General features: G+C 48.8%; 11 protein-coding genes. 10 read left to right on the top strand and 1 reads right to left on the bottom strand.

The window, feature by feature from the left end; translation table 11 throughout:
• The first annotated feature begins 32 nt into the window (after window positions 1–32).
• Window positions 33–761 (top strand): glycerophosphodiester phosphodiesterase, encoded by a 729-nt coding sequence (locus ABJ225_RS06635; protein WP_347319067.1) that lies wholly within the window; start codon window positions 33–35, stop codon window positions 759–761.
• Window positions 762–769: 8 nt separating this feature from the next.
• Here ABJ225_RS06635 and ABJ225_RS06630 read toward each other — a convergent pair whose 3' ends face one another.
• Window positions 770–1,009 carry a DUF2627 domain-containing protein gene (locus ABJ225_RS06630; RefSeq protein ID WP_053426633.1) on the bottom strand — a complete coding sequence of 80 codons (240 nt, stop codon included), beginning with the start codon at window positions 1,007–1,009 and terminating at the stop codon, window positions 770–772.
• Window positions 1,010–1,140: 131 nt separating this feature from the next.
• Between ABJ225_RS06630 and ABJ225_RS06625 the strand changes: the two genes are divergently transcribed.
• The 9 genes from ABJ225_RS06625 to ABJ225_RS06585 all read left to right on the top strand — a co-directional run bounded on the left by ABJ225_RS06625 (window position 1,141) and on the right by ABJ225_RS06585 (window position 16,645).
• Window positions 1,141–3,201 carry a sigma 54-interacting transcriptional regulator gene (locus ABJ225_RS06625; protein ID WP_347319318.1) on the top strand — a complete coding sequence of 687 codons (2,061 nt, stop codon included), beginning with the start codon at window positions 1,141–1,143 and terminating at the stop codon, window positions 3,199–3,201.
• 133 nt (window positions 3,202–3,334) lie between these two features.
• Window positions 3,335–4,243, top strand: coding sequence for a phosphate butyryltransferase (gene yqiS, locus ABJ225_RS06620; protein WP_347319065.1), 909 nt, complete (start codon window positions 3,335–3,337; stop codon window positions 4,241–4,243).
• Window positions 4,244–4,276: 33 nt separating this feature from the next.
• Complete coding sequence (gene bcd, locus ABJ225_RS06615; RefSeq protein ID WP_056535481.1) at window positions 4,277–5,371, top strand: branched-chain amino acid dehydrogenase; 1,095 nt, start codon at window positions 4,277–4,279, stop codon at window positions 5,369–5,371.
• A gap of 129 nt (window positions 5,372–5,500) precedes the next feature.
• Window positions 5,501–6,610: a butyrate kinase gene (gene buk / locus ABJ225_RS06610; RefSeq protein ID WP_347319063.1), complete on the top strand. Its 1,110-nt coding sequence runs from the start codon at window positions 5,501–5,503 to the stop codon at window positions 6,608–6,610.
• 14 nt (window positions 6,611–6,624) lie between these two features.
• Window positions 6,625–8,049 (top strand): dihydrolipoyl dehydrogenase, encoded by a 1,425-nt coding sequence (lpdA, locus tag ABJ225_RS06605; protein WP_347319061.1) that lies wholly within the window; start codon window positions 6,625–6,627, stop codon window positions 8,047–8,049.
• Window positions 8,050–8,503: 454 nt separating this feature from the next.
• Window positions 8,504–9,502, top strand: a complete 999-nt coding sequence (locus tag ABJ225_RS06600) for a thiamine pyrophosphate-dependent dehydrogenase E1 component subunit alpha (protein ID WP_347319059.1) — start codon at window positions 8,504–8,506, stop codon at window positions 9,500–9,502.
• Window positions 9,503–9,516: 14 nt separating this feature from the next.
• Window positions 9,517–10,500 (top strand): alpha-ketoacid dehydrogenase subunit beta, encoded by a 984-nt coding sequence (locus tag ABJ225_RS06595; protein ID WP_056535493.1) that lies wholly within the window; start codon window positions 9,517–9,519, stop codon window positions 10,498–10,500.
• A gap of 30 nt (window positions 10,501–10,530) precedes the next feature.
• Window positions 10,531–11,811 (top strand): dihydrolipoamide acetyltransferase family protein, encoded by a 1,281-nt coding sequence (locus ABJ225_RS06590; RefSeq protein ID WP_347319057.1) that lies wholly within the window; start codon window positions 10,531–10,533, stop codon window positions 11,809–11,811.
• A gap of 508 nt (window positions 11,812–12,319) precedes the next feature.
• Window positions 12,320–16,645, top strand: a complete 4,326-nt coding sequence (locus tag ABJ225_RS06585; protein WP_347319317.1) for a S8 family serine peptidase — start codon at window positions 12,320–12,322, stop codon at window positions 16,643–16,645.
• The last annotated feature ends 131 nt before the right edge of the window (window positions 16,646–16,776 follow it).

Raw genomic sequence — 16,776 nt, 5'->3', positions numbered from 1 at the left:
GACCTTACATAGAAGAAAAAGGACGTGAAAGTATGACATTGATCTTTGCCCACAGAGGCTCCGCAGGGACTCATCCAGAGAATACAATGGAAGCGTTCGCCGAGGCAGCCCGGGTCGGGGCTGATGGGATCGAAATTGATGTACAGCTTACGTCGGACGGTCAGGTGGTTGTCATCCATGATGAAACTCTCGATCGCACGACGAATGGTAAAGGCTTCGTCAAGGATTTCTCCCTCAAGGATATCCAAAAACTCAAGGCGAACGGAAAATGGAAGATGCTTCGACGGTGCAGGGTGCCTTCCCTGATCGAAGTGTTCGAATGGATGAGGGGGAATAATCTCCTCTGTAACATCGAATTGAAAAACAGTGTCATGGACTATACCGGCCTAGAGGAGAAAATCTTCGAATTAAGCAGAAAATATGGTTACGATGAACGAATCATCATCTCCTCCTTCAATCATTACTCCCTTGTGAAGTGCAGGAAGTTGAATCCGGCAGTGGAAGTGGCAGCCCTTTACTCGAACCGCCTTTTCATGCCATGGTCCTATGCCCGTTCCATCGGGGCAGGTGCCATCCATCCGAATCTCAACGCCGTAACGGATGATATGATCCGCCAGTCGCTGAATGCGGGGGTTCTGGTGAGGCCCTATACGGTAAATAAGGAAACGTCGATAAATAGACTGTTGGGTATTGAGTGCCCAGCCCTCATTACCGATTTTCCCGAGCGCGCAGTCGGGATCAGGAATACGAAAAAAAGCTAGCCCGCGGGCTAGCTTTTTTTCGTGAAACGAGGTTGAACTTTGTTCCTTTTCCGGTCCCTGTGGAGAACGAATCCTGCGATGAATCCTAGGCCTGCAACGAAGAAGACTAAACCAAGTACGAATTGCAACCAGAGGTACGGTATGGGAGGCTGCAGGATGCCGAAGAGCATGTCCCTCATAAGCTTGATACCGAGCGCTGCAAATGCGCCGGGTATGAGCATGATGATCAAAGCGATAAGGCGTGACATTATGTACATTTCCCCTTTGTATCCACTTACTTGAATTTTACCTCCATCATGAAAATTGTCAAGGTGGCCCTTGTGAGGTAAAATGGAACTGTGAAATATATTGCACGGACAAAGCGATGGGGTGAAGAATGTTGCAGGATGTTCTCATAGTAGGGGGAGGAAAAGGTGGGGTGGCGATCTTGAAAATTCTCCACGAAGCCTCTTCCATGAATGTAGTAGCGGTCATCGATGTGGACAGGCAGGCTCCAGGGGTAAAGCTTGCCGGGGAATGGGGCATTGCCATCGGAGATGACTGGCGACCATATCTTGATGCTTCCATCGATATCGTCATCGAGGTGACGGGGGATAGGGAAGTATTCGAAGACATCAGGGATCGACGCGGGAAGAACACCGTGCTCATTCCGGGAAGTGTCGCCTTCCTCATTTCCAAGCTCCTCGAGGAAAAAGAAGAGCTGATCCATGAACTCACAAGTGAATCCTTTAAGCGGGATCTCATATTCAATTCCACGGATGACGGGATGATCGGAATTGATCACAGGGGTAAGATCATCCTTTTCAATCAAAGTGCTCAGCGAATGACGGGGATCAGTGGCGGAGATGCCTTAAACCGGAATATCCTTGAAGTCGTGCCGGAAAGCCGGTTGATCTCGACCATCGAAACGAGGAGGTCTGAAATCAACCAGGAAGTGATCCTCCAGAACGGCTTGAAGATCATTTCGAGCAGGATCCCGATGATCACATCTACGGATGAAGTAATCGGTGCGTTTTCGGTGTTCAAGGATATTACCGAAGTGGTGAACCTTGCTGAACAGATCACGGACCTGAAGGAAATCCAGACGATGCTTGAAGCGATCATCCAATCGAGTGATGATGCCATTTCGGTCGTTGATGAGGAAGGAAAAGGGATCTTGATCAATCCCGCCTATACTAGAATCACTGGCCTTTCAAGCGGAGAGGTGATCGGTCAGCCGGCAACTGCGGATATCTCCGAAGGCGAAAGCATCCACCTAAAAGTCCTCAGGACCCGAAAGGCCATCAGGGGGACGAGGATGCGTGTCGGCCCGAAGCGAAAGGAAGTCATCGTCAATGTGGCACCGATCATCGTCAATGACATTCTGAAAGGGAGCGTCGGTGTCATCCATGATATGTCTGAGATCCAATCCCTCACGAATGAATTGGACCGGGCGCGCAGGATCATCCGTACGCTTGAGGCAAAATATATTTTCGACGATATCATCGGGACTTCCGAAGAAATGAAGATTGCCATCGAACAGGCGAAGCTCGGTGCGAAGACGCCGGCGACGGTTTTGCTCCGGGGTGAATCAGGCACCGGAAAGGAACTGTTTGCCCACGCTATACATAATGCAAGCGACCGGAAATTCAATAAGTTCATCAGGGTCAACTGTGCTGCTCTGGCTGAAAACTTGTTGGAGAGTGAGCTGTTCGGTTATGAAGATGGCGCATTCTCAGGAGCGAAGCGCGGGGGCAAGCGGGGACTCTTCGAAGAAGCGAATAATGGGAGCATTTTCCTTGATGAGATCGGGGAGCTGAGTGCCAACACGCAGGCGAAGCTTTTAAGGGTGCTTCAGGAACAAGAAATCGTCCGGGTGGGAGGAACCAAGTCAATCCCCATAAACGTCCGGGTGATTGCCGCCACCAATGTGAATCTCGAGAAAGGCATGGGGGACGGATCATTCAGAGAAGATCTCTATTACCGACTCAATCGAATGCCGATCCAGATCCCGCCACTTCATCATCGGAAAGGGGACATCCCCTTGATATCCGAGCGCCTCATCGCTAAGATCAATCAGGATTATGGGCGTAAGGTGGAAGGACTGACGAAAAAGGCTTCAATGAGGCTGATGGAGCATGACTGGCCCGGGAACGTCCGCGAACTGGAAAATGTACTTGGCAGGGCCGTCATATTCATGGAGGCAAATGAAACCTATATAGATGAAAAGCATCTTTCTTCCATGGGACATACGAAGGAACGCACCACCGAGATCGAGACGGATCCGGAAGCGACCGATCTGAATGCGCGTCTCGAATGGTATGAAAGGCAGATAATCCAGTCGGTTTTAGCACAACATAAAGGCAATAAGACCGCCACGGCAAAAGCACTCAATGTTTCTGTCAGGAATTTATATTATAAAATTGAAAAGTATAATATTGAAATAAATAGCATGAAATAATTTGCACACCCTGAAAAAACTTGCACGCTTACTTCAAGTTAAATGAAGCGTTTTCACGTTTTTGAAAGTTGGCACGCTTCTTGCGAAGTATATTAGTGGAACCGATAATTGTAAAAGGGGTTGAATCACGTACATGAATCTCCAATCTCTAGTAGATCTAGCAACCCGAAAGGAAAATGCCACCGTGGCTGTTGCTGCGGCTGAAGACAAAGAAGTCCTGAAGGCTGTATCAATGGCGGTGGAACGGGGGATGGCAGAGTTCCTACTCTTTGGTGACAGTGAGAAGATCGAAAGGGACATGGAAGAATCGCAACGCGACCTTCTAAACAGCACCCGGATCAAGATCATCCATTCACCATCAGTGCAACATGCTGCAGAACTTGCCGTTCAAGCCGTCAATCAAAAAAAAGCAGACGTTCTGATGAAGGGGCATGTCTCCACTTCCGTCCTTCTCAAGGCCGTACTGAATAAAGAATGGGGTCTCAGGACCGGGAATGTGTTATCGCATGCAGCTGCCTTTGAGGTGGAAGGTTTCGAAAACCTCATTTTTGTAACCGATGCAGCCATGAACATCTCACCGGACCTTGGGCAAAAGGCCCAAATCATTCAAAATACCGTTACAGTTGCCCGGTCTATCGGAATCGACCGGCCTAAAGTGGCTCCTCTGGCAGCCGTCGAGGTCATCAATCCTCAAATGCAGGCCACACTGGACGCTGCATCCCTTACGGTAATGAACCAAAGGGGACAGATCAAAGATTGCCTGGTGGACGGGCCGCTCGCCCTTGATAACGCCGTTTCATCGATTGCGGCCAGTCAAAAAGGAATTGCCAGCGAGGTAGCTGGAAATGCAGATATCCTCCTGGTGCCAACAATAGAATCAGGAAACATCCTTTATAAGTCCCTCATGTATTTCGCAGGGGCAAAGGTGGCTGCCGTCATATCGGGAGCCAAAGCACCAATCGTATTAACATCCAGGTCGGACCTGGCTGAGAGCAAGCTATACTCATTGGCACTTGCCATCTGCTCTTCTGAAAACCGATAACACAATTACACTTATAAATAGGGGGAAACACTCATGAAAATCTTCAGCTATATGGAACAATACGACTACGAACAATTGGTATTCTGTCAAGATCAGGAATCAGGATTGAAAGCCATCATTGCCATCCATGACACCACTCTCGGACCTGCACTAGGCGGAACACGCATGTGGACCTACGAATCGGAAGAAGCAGCGATTGAAGACGCCCTTCGCCTTGCCAAAGGTATGACATACAAAAACGCTGCAGCCGGATTGAATCTCGGAGGCGGTAAGACCGTCATCATCGGAGATCCACGAAAAGATAAGAATGAAGAGATGTTCCGTGCATTCGGACGCTACATCCAAGGACTGAACGGCCGATATATCACAGCAGAGGACGTAGGTACGACCGTTGCGGATATGGACTTGATCCACGAAGAGACCGATTATGTGACAGGGATCTCACCTGCATTCGGTTCATCAGGGAATCCATCCCCTGTAACAGCTTACGGCGTTTACCGCGGAATCAAAGCGGCAGCCAAGGAAGCCTTCGGAACAGATTCACTTGAGGGGAAAACCATTGCAGTCCAAGGTGTCGGCAATGTAGCGTACAATATGTGCCGTCACCTTCACGAAGAAGGCGCCAACCTGATCGTAACGGATATCAATAAAGAAGCCGTTCAGCGTGCCGTGGAAGAGTTTGGTGCAAAAGCTGTAGATACAAATGAAATCTATGGAGTAGATTGTGACATCTTCGCGCCTTGTGCCCTTGGTGCCATCATCAATGACGAAACGATTCCACAGCTGAAAGCCAAAGTGATTGCCGGAGCTGCAAATAACCAGCTGAAAGAATCCCGTCACGGAGATGCCATCCACGAAATGGGAATCGTCTATGCGCCGGATTATGTCATCAATGCAGGTGGGGTCATCAACGTCGCGGATGAGCTTTATGGATATAACAGCGAGAGAGCCATGAAAAAGGTTGAACAGGTTTATAATAATGTTGAGCGTGTCATTGAAATCGCCAAGCGTGATCATGTTGCTACATATGTAGCTGCTGATCGCATGGCAGAAGAACGCATCGAGAAAATGCGCCGTTCAAGAAGTCAATTCCTTCAAAACGGACATCACATCCTTAGCCGCCGCTAAAACACATTGATGGGTGCTCCTCCAAAAAAGGAGGGGTGCCCCATCTTTATGTAAACGACATTTTGTCATCAGGGGGTCCTTGGAATAGAGAGAATAAAGATATAATTCGCCCTATTGGAGGTTACTACTGTGCAAGAAATCAAGCATCGGATCCTTGTCATTAATCCGGGATCCACATCGACAAAAATCGGGGTCTTCGATGAAGACCGTTCCGTTTTTGAAAAAACGATCCGTCATGAAACGGAAACCATCAATCAATACCCGACCATCATTGATCAATATGAGTTCCGCAAGCATACGATCCTCGAAGCCCTCGATGAAGAAGGGATCAACATTTCCAAACTGAGCGCCGTCTGTGGGCGGGGTGGCCTTTTGAAGCCTATTGAAGGTGGAACCTATCTTGTGAACGAAGAGATGCTCCGCGACCTCAGAGAAGGTGTATCCGGTCAGCATGCATCGAATCTCGGAGGCATACTGGCATTCGAAATCGCATCCGGACTCAATATCCCATCCTATATCGTCGATCCGGTGGTAGTGGACGAGCTCCAGCCTCTTGCCAGGGTGTCAGGATTCTCCTTGATCGAGCGCAGAAGTATCTTCCATGCCCTCAACCAGAAGGCGGTCGCAAGAAGGGTGGCCAAGCAGCTCGGTAAGAAATATGAAGAGCTGAACCTGATCATCACCCATATGGGAGGTGGAATCACCGTTGGTGTCCATCATCTCGGTAAGGTGATCGACGTCAATAATGGACTGCACGGCGACGGTCCATTCAGCCCTGAACGTGCAGGGACAGTCCCTGCCGGGGACCTTGTTGACCTGTGCTTTTCAGGTGATTACTACCGCGAGGAGATCATGAAGAAGCTTGTTGGACAGGGTGGTCTTGTAGGTTACCTCGGTACAAGCGATGCAGTGAAAGTAGAAAAGATGATCGAACATGGTGATGAAAAAGCCCGGCACGTCTATGACGCCATGGCTTATCAAATTGCCAAGGAAATCGGAGCGGCCAGTGCCGTGCTGAGCGGCAAGGTGGATGCCATCATCCTGACGGGAGGGCTTGCATACGGAAAAGGGTTCGTCAAGGCCATTTCTAAAAGGATCAACTGGATCGCCGATGTCATCATCCAACCCGGTGAAAATGAACTTCAAGCCCTTGCCGAAGGGGCACTGCGTGTCCTCAAAAGTGAAGAAGAATACAAAGGATATCCGGGAACGTCAAAAAGTGAGGCCCGGATACAATAAGGAGGTCATGAACAATGGCTGAAGAATATGATCTTGTCATTCTGGGTGGAGGAACAGGCGGTTACGTCGCCGCCATCCGTGCATCTCAATTGGGTCTGAAAACAGCAATCGTGGAAAAAGGGAAACTGGGAGGAACATGCCTCCATAAGGGATGTATTCCGAGTAAAGCGCTTCTAAGGAGTGCTGAAGTTTATGCAACGGCTAAGCACAGTGAAGATTTCGGGGTGAAAATCAACGGAGTGGAACTTGACTTCCCTAAAGTGCAGGCGCGTAAAGAAAGCATCGTCGAAGGCCTTCATAAAGGTGTCCAACACTTGATGAAGCAAGGGAAGATCGATGTCTTCGAAGGACTTGGAAGGATCCTTGGGCCGTCCATATTCTCACCGATGCCCGGAACCATTTCAGTCGAAATGAACAACGGTGAAGAAAACGCCATGCTCATTCCGAAAAATGTCATCGTGGCAACAGGCTCCCGCCCGCGCTCACTGCCGGGGCTGGATATTGACGGAACGGCTGTCTTATCTTCCGATGAAGCTCTTTCCCTTGAAACCTTGCCGAAATCCATCATCATTGTAGGAGGCGGAGTCATCGGGATCGAATGGGCATCCATGCTATCAGATTTTGATGTGGATGTGACGGTCATCGAGTATGCGGACACCATCGTACCGACAGAAGATAAAGATATCGCCAAAGAAATGCAGCGATTGATGAAGAAAAAAGGCATTAAAATCGTCACTGGCGCGAAAGTCCTCTCTGATACGCTGAACAAAGGGGCGGGAAGTGTCACAATCAGTGCCGAGCACAAAGGTGAAACAAAAACCTTCGAAGCAGAAAAAATCCTCGTTTCCGTTGGACGTCAGGCAAATGTCGAAGGAATCGGCCTTGAAAATACAGATATCAAGGTGGAAAAAGGGTTCGTCGAGGTAAATGAATACTACCAAACGAAAGAATCCCATATCTATGCGATCGGAGATGTGATCGGTGGCTTGCAGCTTGCCCACGTCGCGTCACATGAAGGGATCACGGCAGTGGAGCATCTGGCTGATCAAAAGCCTCATCCAATCGACTATACGCTCATATCCAAATGCATCTACAGCAGTCCTGAAATCGCCAGTGTAGGATTGACGGAACAGCAAGCAAAAGACGAAGGTCATAACGTCAAAGTCGGGAAGTTCAATTTCAGGGCCATCGGGAAAGCCCTTGTGTACGGAGAATCAGACGGATTCGTCAAGATCGTCGCAGATAAGGAAACCGATGACCTCCTGGGCGTTCACATGATCGGTCCACACGTCACCGACATGATCTCCGAAGCAGGACTCGCCAAAGTACTTGACGCAACACCGTGGGAAATCGCCCACACCATCCACCCGCATCCATCCCTCTCAGAAGCCATAGGCGAAGCCGCCCTGGCAGTAGACGGAAAAGCCATACATGGCTAGAAAAGCGGAGGCGGGGTGCCCTGACCCGACAAGCATAAGACGGGACGGCGAAAAGGCGTTTTTGGCCTTTTTGTCCGGCACGACTTATGACCTCGAGGGTCACCCCGCTGTAGCTGGACAATAGAAAAGCGGAGGCGGGGTGCCCTGACCCGACAAGCATAAGACGGGACGGCGAAAAGGCGTTTTTGGCCTTTTTGTCCGGCACGACTTATGACCTCGAGGGTTACCCCGCCGCAGCTGGACAATAGAAAAGCGGAGGGGCTTCGCTAGGGGCGACAAGCATAAGATGGGCTGAGCGGAAAGGCGTCCTTTGCCTTTTTGATCAGAACAGCTTATGACCTCGAGCCCCTAAGCCCCGCAGCTGGACAATAGAAAAGCGGCTCGAACATATCATTACACAGGGACCTGACAGAAGGCACCCTGCTATCCATAAACGCTGTAGGAGGTTGAAAAAATGGCAAGCAATCGTCATGAAGAATTAGGACTTTCCAATGAGAAAGTAGTAGAGATGTATGAAACTATGCTCCTCGCCAGGAGAATTGATGAGCGGATGTGGCTGTTGAACCGCTCAGGGAAGATCCCATTCGTCATTTCTTGTCAAGGCCAAGAGGCCGCCCAGGTGGGTGCAGCTTTTGCACTTGATACAGATAAGGACTATGCTCTTCCGTACTATCGTGATATGGGTGTTGTCCTCACGTTCGGGATGACGGCTCAAGAATTGATGCTTTCAGGCTTTGCCAAAGCAGAAGATCCGAACTCAGGCGGTCGTCAGATGCCTGGTCATTTCGGTCAAAAGAAAAATCGGATCGTCACGGGTTCATCCCCGGTAACCACCCAGGTGCCGCATGCTGTGGGACTTGCACTCGCAGGGAAAATGGAGAAAAAAGATCTTGTGACATTTGTGACGTTTGGTGAAGGTTCGTCCAACCAAGGGGACTTCCACGAAGGAGCAAACTTTGCCGGTGTACATAAACTTCCGGTCATCTTCATGTGTGAAAACAACAAATATGCCATCTCGGTGCCAATCGAGAAGCAATTGGCATGTGAGAAAGTATCAGACCGTGCCATCGGATACGGCATGCCAGGAATCACCGTTGATGGAAATGACCCTATCGAAGTGTATAAAGTGGTCAAGGAAGCGGCTGATCGCGGAAGACGCGGAGAAGGGCCTACTCTGATCGAGACGGTTTCCTACCGTCTGACTCCACACTCCTCAGATGACGATGACCGCAGCTACCGCTCTCCAGATGAAGTGGCGAAAGCGAAAACGAATGATCCGATCATTACGTTCGGTGCCTATTTAAAAGAAACAGGCGTCATGGACGATGAGCTGGAGAAAACAATTAATGACCGCGTGATGAAACAAGTGAATGAAGCAACGGATTATGCAGAGGCGGCTCCTTATGCAGAGCCGGAATCCGCCATGAAATATGTTTACGCAGAAGAGAAGTAAGGGGGAGAACCACTATGCCAGTAATGTCTTATATTGATGCCGTAACATTGGCCATGAGAGAAGAAATGGAACGAGACGAAAAAGTATTTGTGCTCGGCGAGGACGTCGGCAAAAAAGGAGGCGTCTTTAAGGCGACTCACGGACTATATGATCAATTCGGGGAAGAGCGCGTCATCGATACGCCCCTTGCCGAGTCGGCCATTGCCGGTGTTGGGATCGGAGCTGCCATGTACGGGATGAGACCAATTGCTGAGATGCAGTTTGCTGATTTCATCATGCCTGCTGTCAACCAGATCATTTCCGAAGCAGCCAAAATCCGCTATCGTTCCAACAACGACTGGAGCTGTCCGATGGTCATCCGCGCACCGTATGGCGGAGGAGTACACGGAGCCCTTTATCATTCCCAATCAGTAGAAGCGGTCTTTGCCAACCAGCCCGGTCTGAAGATCGTCATGCCTTCAACGCCTTATGATGTGAAAGGCCTTCTGAAGGCAGCGATCCGTGATGAAGACCCAGTACTGTTCTTTGAACATAAGCGGGCCTACCGCCTCATCAAAGGCGAGGTGCCAGAGGACGATTACACGCTTCCAATCGGAAAAGCAGATGTGAAGCGCGAAGGAGAAGACATTACGGTCATTACCTATGGTCTTTGCGTCCACTTTGCCCTCCAAGCAGCAGAAAAGCTTGCCCAGGATGGCATTGAAGCACATATCCTCGATCTTCGCACCATCTATCCACTCGATAAAGAAGCGATTATCGAAGCCGCATCCAAGACGGGTAAAGTACTGCTTGTAACGGAAGACAATAAAGAAGGAAGCATCATGGGTGAAGTGTCTGCCATCATCGCAGAACACTGCTTGTTCGACCTTGATGCTCCGATCAAGCGTCTTGCCGGTCCTGATGTACCTGCCATGCCGTATGCTCCGACAATGGAAAAACACTTTATGATCAACCCTGATAAAGTGGAAAAAGCAATGAGGGAATTGGCTGAATTTTAACCTATCACCGTATGATAAGGAGGGATCCTCATGGGGATTGAAAAAATGAAAATGCCTCAGTTAGGCGAGAGCGTAACCGAGGGGACGATCAGCAAATGGCTGGTGTCTCCGGGAGATACGGTCAATAAATATGATCCGATAGCTGAAGTGCAAACGGATAAAGTCAATGCAGAAGTACCTTCTTCTTTTACAGGGGTCATCAAGGAACTCCTTGCCGAAGAAGGTGACACTCTTGAAGTTGGAGAGCTCATCTGTTCGATTGAATTAGAGGGGGGCAATGATGCTCCTGCTGAAGAAAAGGTGGAAAATAAAGAAGAAGCAACACCGTCTACACCTGCCTCAGCGGATACAAGCAATAAAGGCAGATATTCTCCTGCCGTCCTGAAAATGTCCCAGGAAAACGGAATCGACCTGACCCAGGTGACGGGAACAGGGGCCGGCGGCCGGATTACAAGAAAAGACCTTAAAAAAATCATAGAGTCAGGCAACATCCCTCAGGCGAGCGAGGCACCGAAGGCCGCTCCGCAACAGGAATCACCATCACAAGGAGCACCAGCACAGCCGTCCAAAAAACCTGCTCCACAGACACCGGATATACCGACCTTACCGGGTGATATTGAAATCCCTGTGACCGGAATCCGGAAAGCCATTGCCGCCAATATGCTTCGAAGCAAGCATGAAGCTCCCCATGCTTGGACGATGATGGAAGTGGATGTCACCAACTTGGTCGACTACCGCAATTCCCTCAAAACAGAATTCAAGCAGAAGGAAGGCTATAATCTGACCTTTTTTGCATTCTTCGTCAAGGCCGTTGCACAGGCGCTGAAAGAGTACCCGCAGATCAATTCCATGTGGGCGGGCGATAAGATCATCCAGAAAAAGGATATCAATCTGTCGATTGCCGTTGCAACCGATGATGCCCTCTATGTACCGGTCATCAAGAATGCAGACGAAAAGACCATTAAAGGCATTGCAAGGGAAATCACTGAGCTTGCTGGAAAAGTAAGAAGCGGGAAACTGACTTCCCAAGATATGCAGGGTGGTACATTTACAGTGAACAATACTGGTTCTTTTGGATCAGTGCAATCAATGGGAATCATCAATTATCCTCAAGCAGCGATCCTTCAGGTGGAATCGATCGTTAAGCGTCCTGTTGTCATGAACAACGGAATGATTGCCGTGCGGGACATGGTGAACCTCTGTATGTCCCTGGATCACCGCGTATTGGACGGACTTGTATGCGGACGATTCCTGCAGCGAGTGAAAGAAATCCTCGAGAACACATCAAAAGAAACAACGTCTATCTACTAAATGAGAAAGGGCCCTTCCTGGGAGGAGGGTCCTTTTTTATATGGTGTTTCATGAGACTTTAGGGTGAAGGGAGAGGAGGTAGTGGAGGGAAGTGTAGGCAAATGGCACGGATTAGTTATAGAAGAATATTTCATAAGGTGAATTATTCAGTGCGAATAAGACGATAGGCTAAATGGTTTTTTCCAATAATCCCAAAATGAGACTTAATGAGGAATTATTGTGTCCTATTTGTAAGGAATAGTCGAATGGCCCATATAAAGCGGTAAAATAAGGGATGTGATAGGTGAATGGTCATTCATTAATACACCCTTCGTCACGATTCGTAAAGGGGTCCCTAAGTCTTTCTGTTTATTTTCAGAATATTAGGAATATATATGACATTCCTCTACAACATTCGACAAGAACCTTTGGTTATGTTTGGTTCAGCACCTACTATTTACCAGGTGAAATAAAAATGGAAGGAGATCATGACTGGAAAACCAAAATGAAACCAAACGGAGGGAATTGGATGAAGGGAAGAAGAAGACAGAGGGCAAAATGGTTATCCATCATTTTGACACTAGCGATGTTCGTTCCACTATTATTTCCTTTTAACGCAGGGGCTGTGAATGCAGCTCAAAAGGAAAAGCCATCGACTTCAGTAAAAGATTCTGCCAAAGTGTCTCCACAGTCCAAGATCACATCAAAGCTCCAGAAACAATTCGACAAAGATAAGCACGTCACATACTTAGTGAAATTCAAGGAGCAGGTAGATACGTTAAAAATCGCCGAGAAAGCGGAAAATAATGCGAAGAAGCAAAAGCTTTCTGCCAACAACAGCAAACTGTTGAAGCGGAACCTCGTTGTTTCAGAGCTTCGTGCTACCTCACTTGAAACGCAATCAGAAGTAAAAGAATACTTAACCGAGCAAAAGAAATCCGGTGCTGTTAAAGACATCCAAAGCTATTATGTTGTCAATGGCATGGCCGTTACAAGTACCAAAGAAGTGATGGAGAAGCTTTCCACTTACGCTGAAGTTGAGAAGATCCTGCCGAATGAAGTTCGTCAGCTCAACAAGCCAGAGGTGGTAAAAGAGAAGGAAACATCCAAGAAGAAAGGTGAAACGGCCGCCGTCGAATGGAATATCGACAAAGTCGGTGCTCCTGCCGTTTGGGATATGGGCATTGATGGATCGGGTACCGTTGTCGCTTCCATCGACACCGGGGTCCAGTGGGATCACCCGGCGTTGAAGGAACAGTACAGAGGGTTCGACCCACAAAACCCGAATACGCCTGACAATGAATTCAACTGGTTCGATGCGACTGCCGGCCAGGGCACACCGTATGATGATCAAGGGCATGGAACGCACGTAACTGGTACGATGGTCGGTCACGAGCCGAATGGTTCCAATCAGATCGGAGTGGCTCCCGGTGCGAAATGGATCGCTGTCAAAGCGTTCACTTCCCAAGGAGGGACAGATGCCGATCTATTGGCTGCAGGGGAATGGATCCTTGCTCCAAAAGATGCCGAGGGCAATCCACATCCTGAAAAAGCTCCGGACGTTGTTAACAACTCATGGGGCGGTGGGAAAGGACTTGACGAATGGTATCGTGAAATGGTCAATGCGTGGAGAGCGGCGGAAATCTTCCCAGAGTTCTCAGCAGGAAATACGACCCTTACGAATCCTGGCGGTCCTGGTTCCGTTGCGAACCCTGCAAACTATCCTGAGTCCTATGCAACCGGGGCAACGGATATCAATAATAACCTAGGAAGCTTCTCCCTGCTTGGTCCATCACCTTACGATGAAATCAAGCCGGATATCGCAGCACCTGGTGTGAACATCCGATCTTCCGTTCCAGGCGGGACATACGAAGGCGGATGGAACGGGACGTCCATGGCGGGACCTCACGTTTCAGCTGTTGTAGCCCTACTGAAACAGGTGAACGCCAACCTGACAGTCGATCAGATTGAGGAAATCTTGAACACGACTGCTGTACCATTGACGAACGGCACGTATCCTGATGTGCCGAACAACGGATTCGGGAATGGTCTTGTAAACGCATTCGATGCGGTCAATTCCATCATGAATGGTCTTGGTAAGGTGAGTGGTCAAGTCGCGCAAGAAGGCGATGACACAGAAGCACCGACCATCAACCATGAACAACCGACAGATGTCTACCAAGGTATGGATTTGAAATTGGAAGCTGAAGCAACGGATAACGTCAGTGTCACATCCGTTAAGCTGTCGTATGAAAATGCTGATGGTGAGTGGGTCGATGTGGACGCAAAGCGTAAAAGCGGCGACTTCACTAAAGGCACCTACGAAGCAGTCATCCCTGCTGATGCGTTGAATAGAGACAATGTGACTTATAAATGGACAGCGGTAGACTTTGGTGGGAATGAGGTTTCCACAGATGACTATTCCCTGGAACTTCTTCCTGGAATTTCGGTCGGTTACGAGCAGGACTTCGAATCTGAACCTGCTGGCTGGTTCTCTTATGGAAACGGGAATAGCTGGGAATGGGGCATCCCTACTTCCGGACCGGGAAATGCAGCCTCCGGTGAAAAAGTGTATGCTACAAAGCTAGATGGTAATTATGCAAACAACGCGAACATGTCCCTGCAGATGCCACCGGTTGATCTGCCTGAAGGAAATAGCTTCCTCCAGTTCAAACAGTGGCATGACCTTGAAACCCGATATGATTTCGGTCATGTATTCATTTCTACAGACGGCAAGGAATGGACACAAGCGCTCCGCGTCAACGGAACGACGAACGGTTGGATCGATGGAGAAGTGGATCTGAGTGAATATGCAGGTCAACGCATCTACATTGCATTCAATGTGACAAGCGATGGAAGTGTGCAGAAGCAAGGTTGGTACTTGGATGATGTCAAGCTGACCGATTCATCCCTGCAGCCATCCAAGAAAATGAGCCTTGGATTGGATTCAAAGAAGGATGCCGCTTCTTCTGTTTCCAAAAAGCCGAAAGTACATCCAGCAAAGATCCAGGTTGAAAAGCCTGCGGCTAAAGATCAAAGCAAGGAAGCGCCGGCACCTGTCCTCCTTCCACTTCAAGCAGAAGTATCTGTTTTGGAAACTGGACGAAGTGTCTATACAAATCCGGCAACAGGATCCTATGAGATCGCTCATGCAGCTGGTGATTTCACCCTGCAGGCATCAACCTACGGATTCCGTTCCCAGACTCAGAGTGTGACGATTGAAGCAGACAGTACAACGACTGCCAACTTCACCCTTGAAGAAATTCCTAAAGGAACCGTGACGGGTATGATCACGAATCAATTGACCGGGGATCCTGTTGCAAATGCAACGGTCATGGTTCTTGAAGATGCAGTCGTTCAACCTGTCCAAACGGATGCTGACGGGCGATATGAGCTGAACGCATATGAAGGTGATTATACGGTCAAAGTGGTTGCTCCTAACTATTATAGTCAAGAGGATACGGTCACGGTTGAAGGTGGAGAATCCGCTACGAAGGATTTTACACTGAAGCCATTCATCGGATATCCTGGAGAAATCGGCTACGATGACGGTACGGCTGAAAATGCACGTGCCTATAATGCAGCAGGAAATTCATGGGCTGTGAAGATGTCCCTTGCTGAAGGAAACGATACAGCCCTCGTCACTGGCGGTCTGTTCCGATTCTGGGATACAGAATGGCCGGTACCGGGTGGAACTGAGTTTGAAGTGGAAGTTTATGATGCAAGCGGTACAGATGGTGCTCCAGGCAAGAAACTTGCCGGACCATTCGAAGGGGAAGCCCTGCGTAACGGTCAGTGGACCCAGGTTGATCTCAGTGATGAAGGCATCATGGTCGATGGTGATTTCTACATGGTCTACACGCAGACAAAAGCCAACCCGAACGCACCTGGGCTTGCAACAGATGAAGACGGGGAATATGCTGCACGCAGCTGGCAGCGTGTAAGTGGGGCATGGTCGCCGTCTCCTGAAGAAGAAGGAAACTATATGATCCGCGCAACCGTAAATTATGAAGTGAAAGAGCCGGTCATCACATCACCTGAAGATGGTTCATTCACGAATAAGGATCAGGTGAAAGTGGAAGGAACATCGGCTCCTGACACAGACGTCATCATCTTGAATGGTGATGAAGAAGCGGCTACAACAACAGCAGACAGTCAAGGTAAATTCGCTGCTGATGTCAGCCTGCAGGAAGGGGAAAATGTACTGACGGCCAAGGCTTCCACTGAGCAGGGGCAAACAGGGGCATCCGAACCAGTTACCATCATCCTTGATCAAGAAAAGCCTGAGCTTTCCATCACATCTCCTGCCGATAAATCCAAAACCAATAAAGAAACGGTTACCGTCAAAGGGACTGTGTCTGACGACAATCTTGATTGGGTGAAGGTGAACGGCAAAAAAGCAGATGTGAAGGATGGAGCATTCAGCCATAGAATCCTTCTTGAACAAGGTGAAAACGTCATTAAAGTAGTTGCACAAGACAAAGCAGGCAACAAAACAACGAAGAAAGTCACCATCCAGGCTAAATACGGGGATCTTGAGATTTCCAACGTGCTTCCTGGAGAAGATAAGGAACTGAAATCTGGTGAATCAGTCAAGATCGAATTTGACAGTGAGCCTGGACTCGATGCGACATTCGTTCTCCATATGCCATTAACGAATGCCCGCAGTATGACCTCGAATGCGACAGAACTTCCAATGAGGGAAACGTCTGAAGGTCATTATGAAGGCTATTACACAGCCACTTCCAACGTGAAAGCTCCTGGAGCAGTCGTGGAAGTGAAAGTGGAAGATGATTTTGGAAATGTAGAAACGAAACGCGCTGAAGGAAAGCTGTATATCAACGCGAAAAAGTAATGATGAAAAGGAACGTCCCGGGGGTGTCTCCCGGGACGTTTTTTCATATGCCTGCATTGAACCTGATGGCTTCTTTCTATATACTAAAATAGTAAAGAGAAAACATTTTGAATCTTCATATTTGTAAACGA

This window comes from Rossellomorea sp. RS05, from assembly GCF_039822645.1.
Classification (GTDB): Bacteria; Bacillota; Bacilli; order Bacillales; family Bacillaceae_B; genus Rossellomorea; species Rossellomorea marisflavi_B.
The sequence above is the reverse complement of the archived record's forward strand: the minus strand, read 5'-3'. Positions and strand labels throughout refer to the sequence as shown.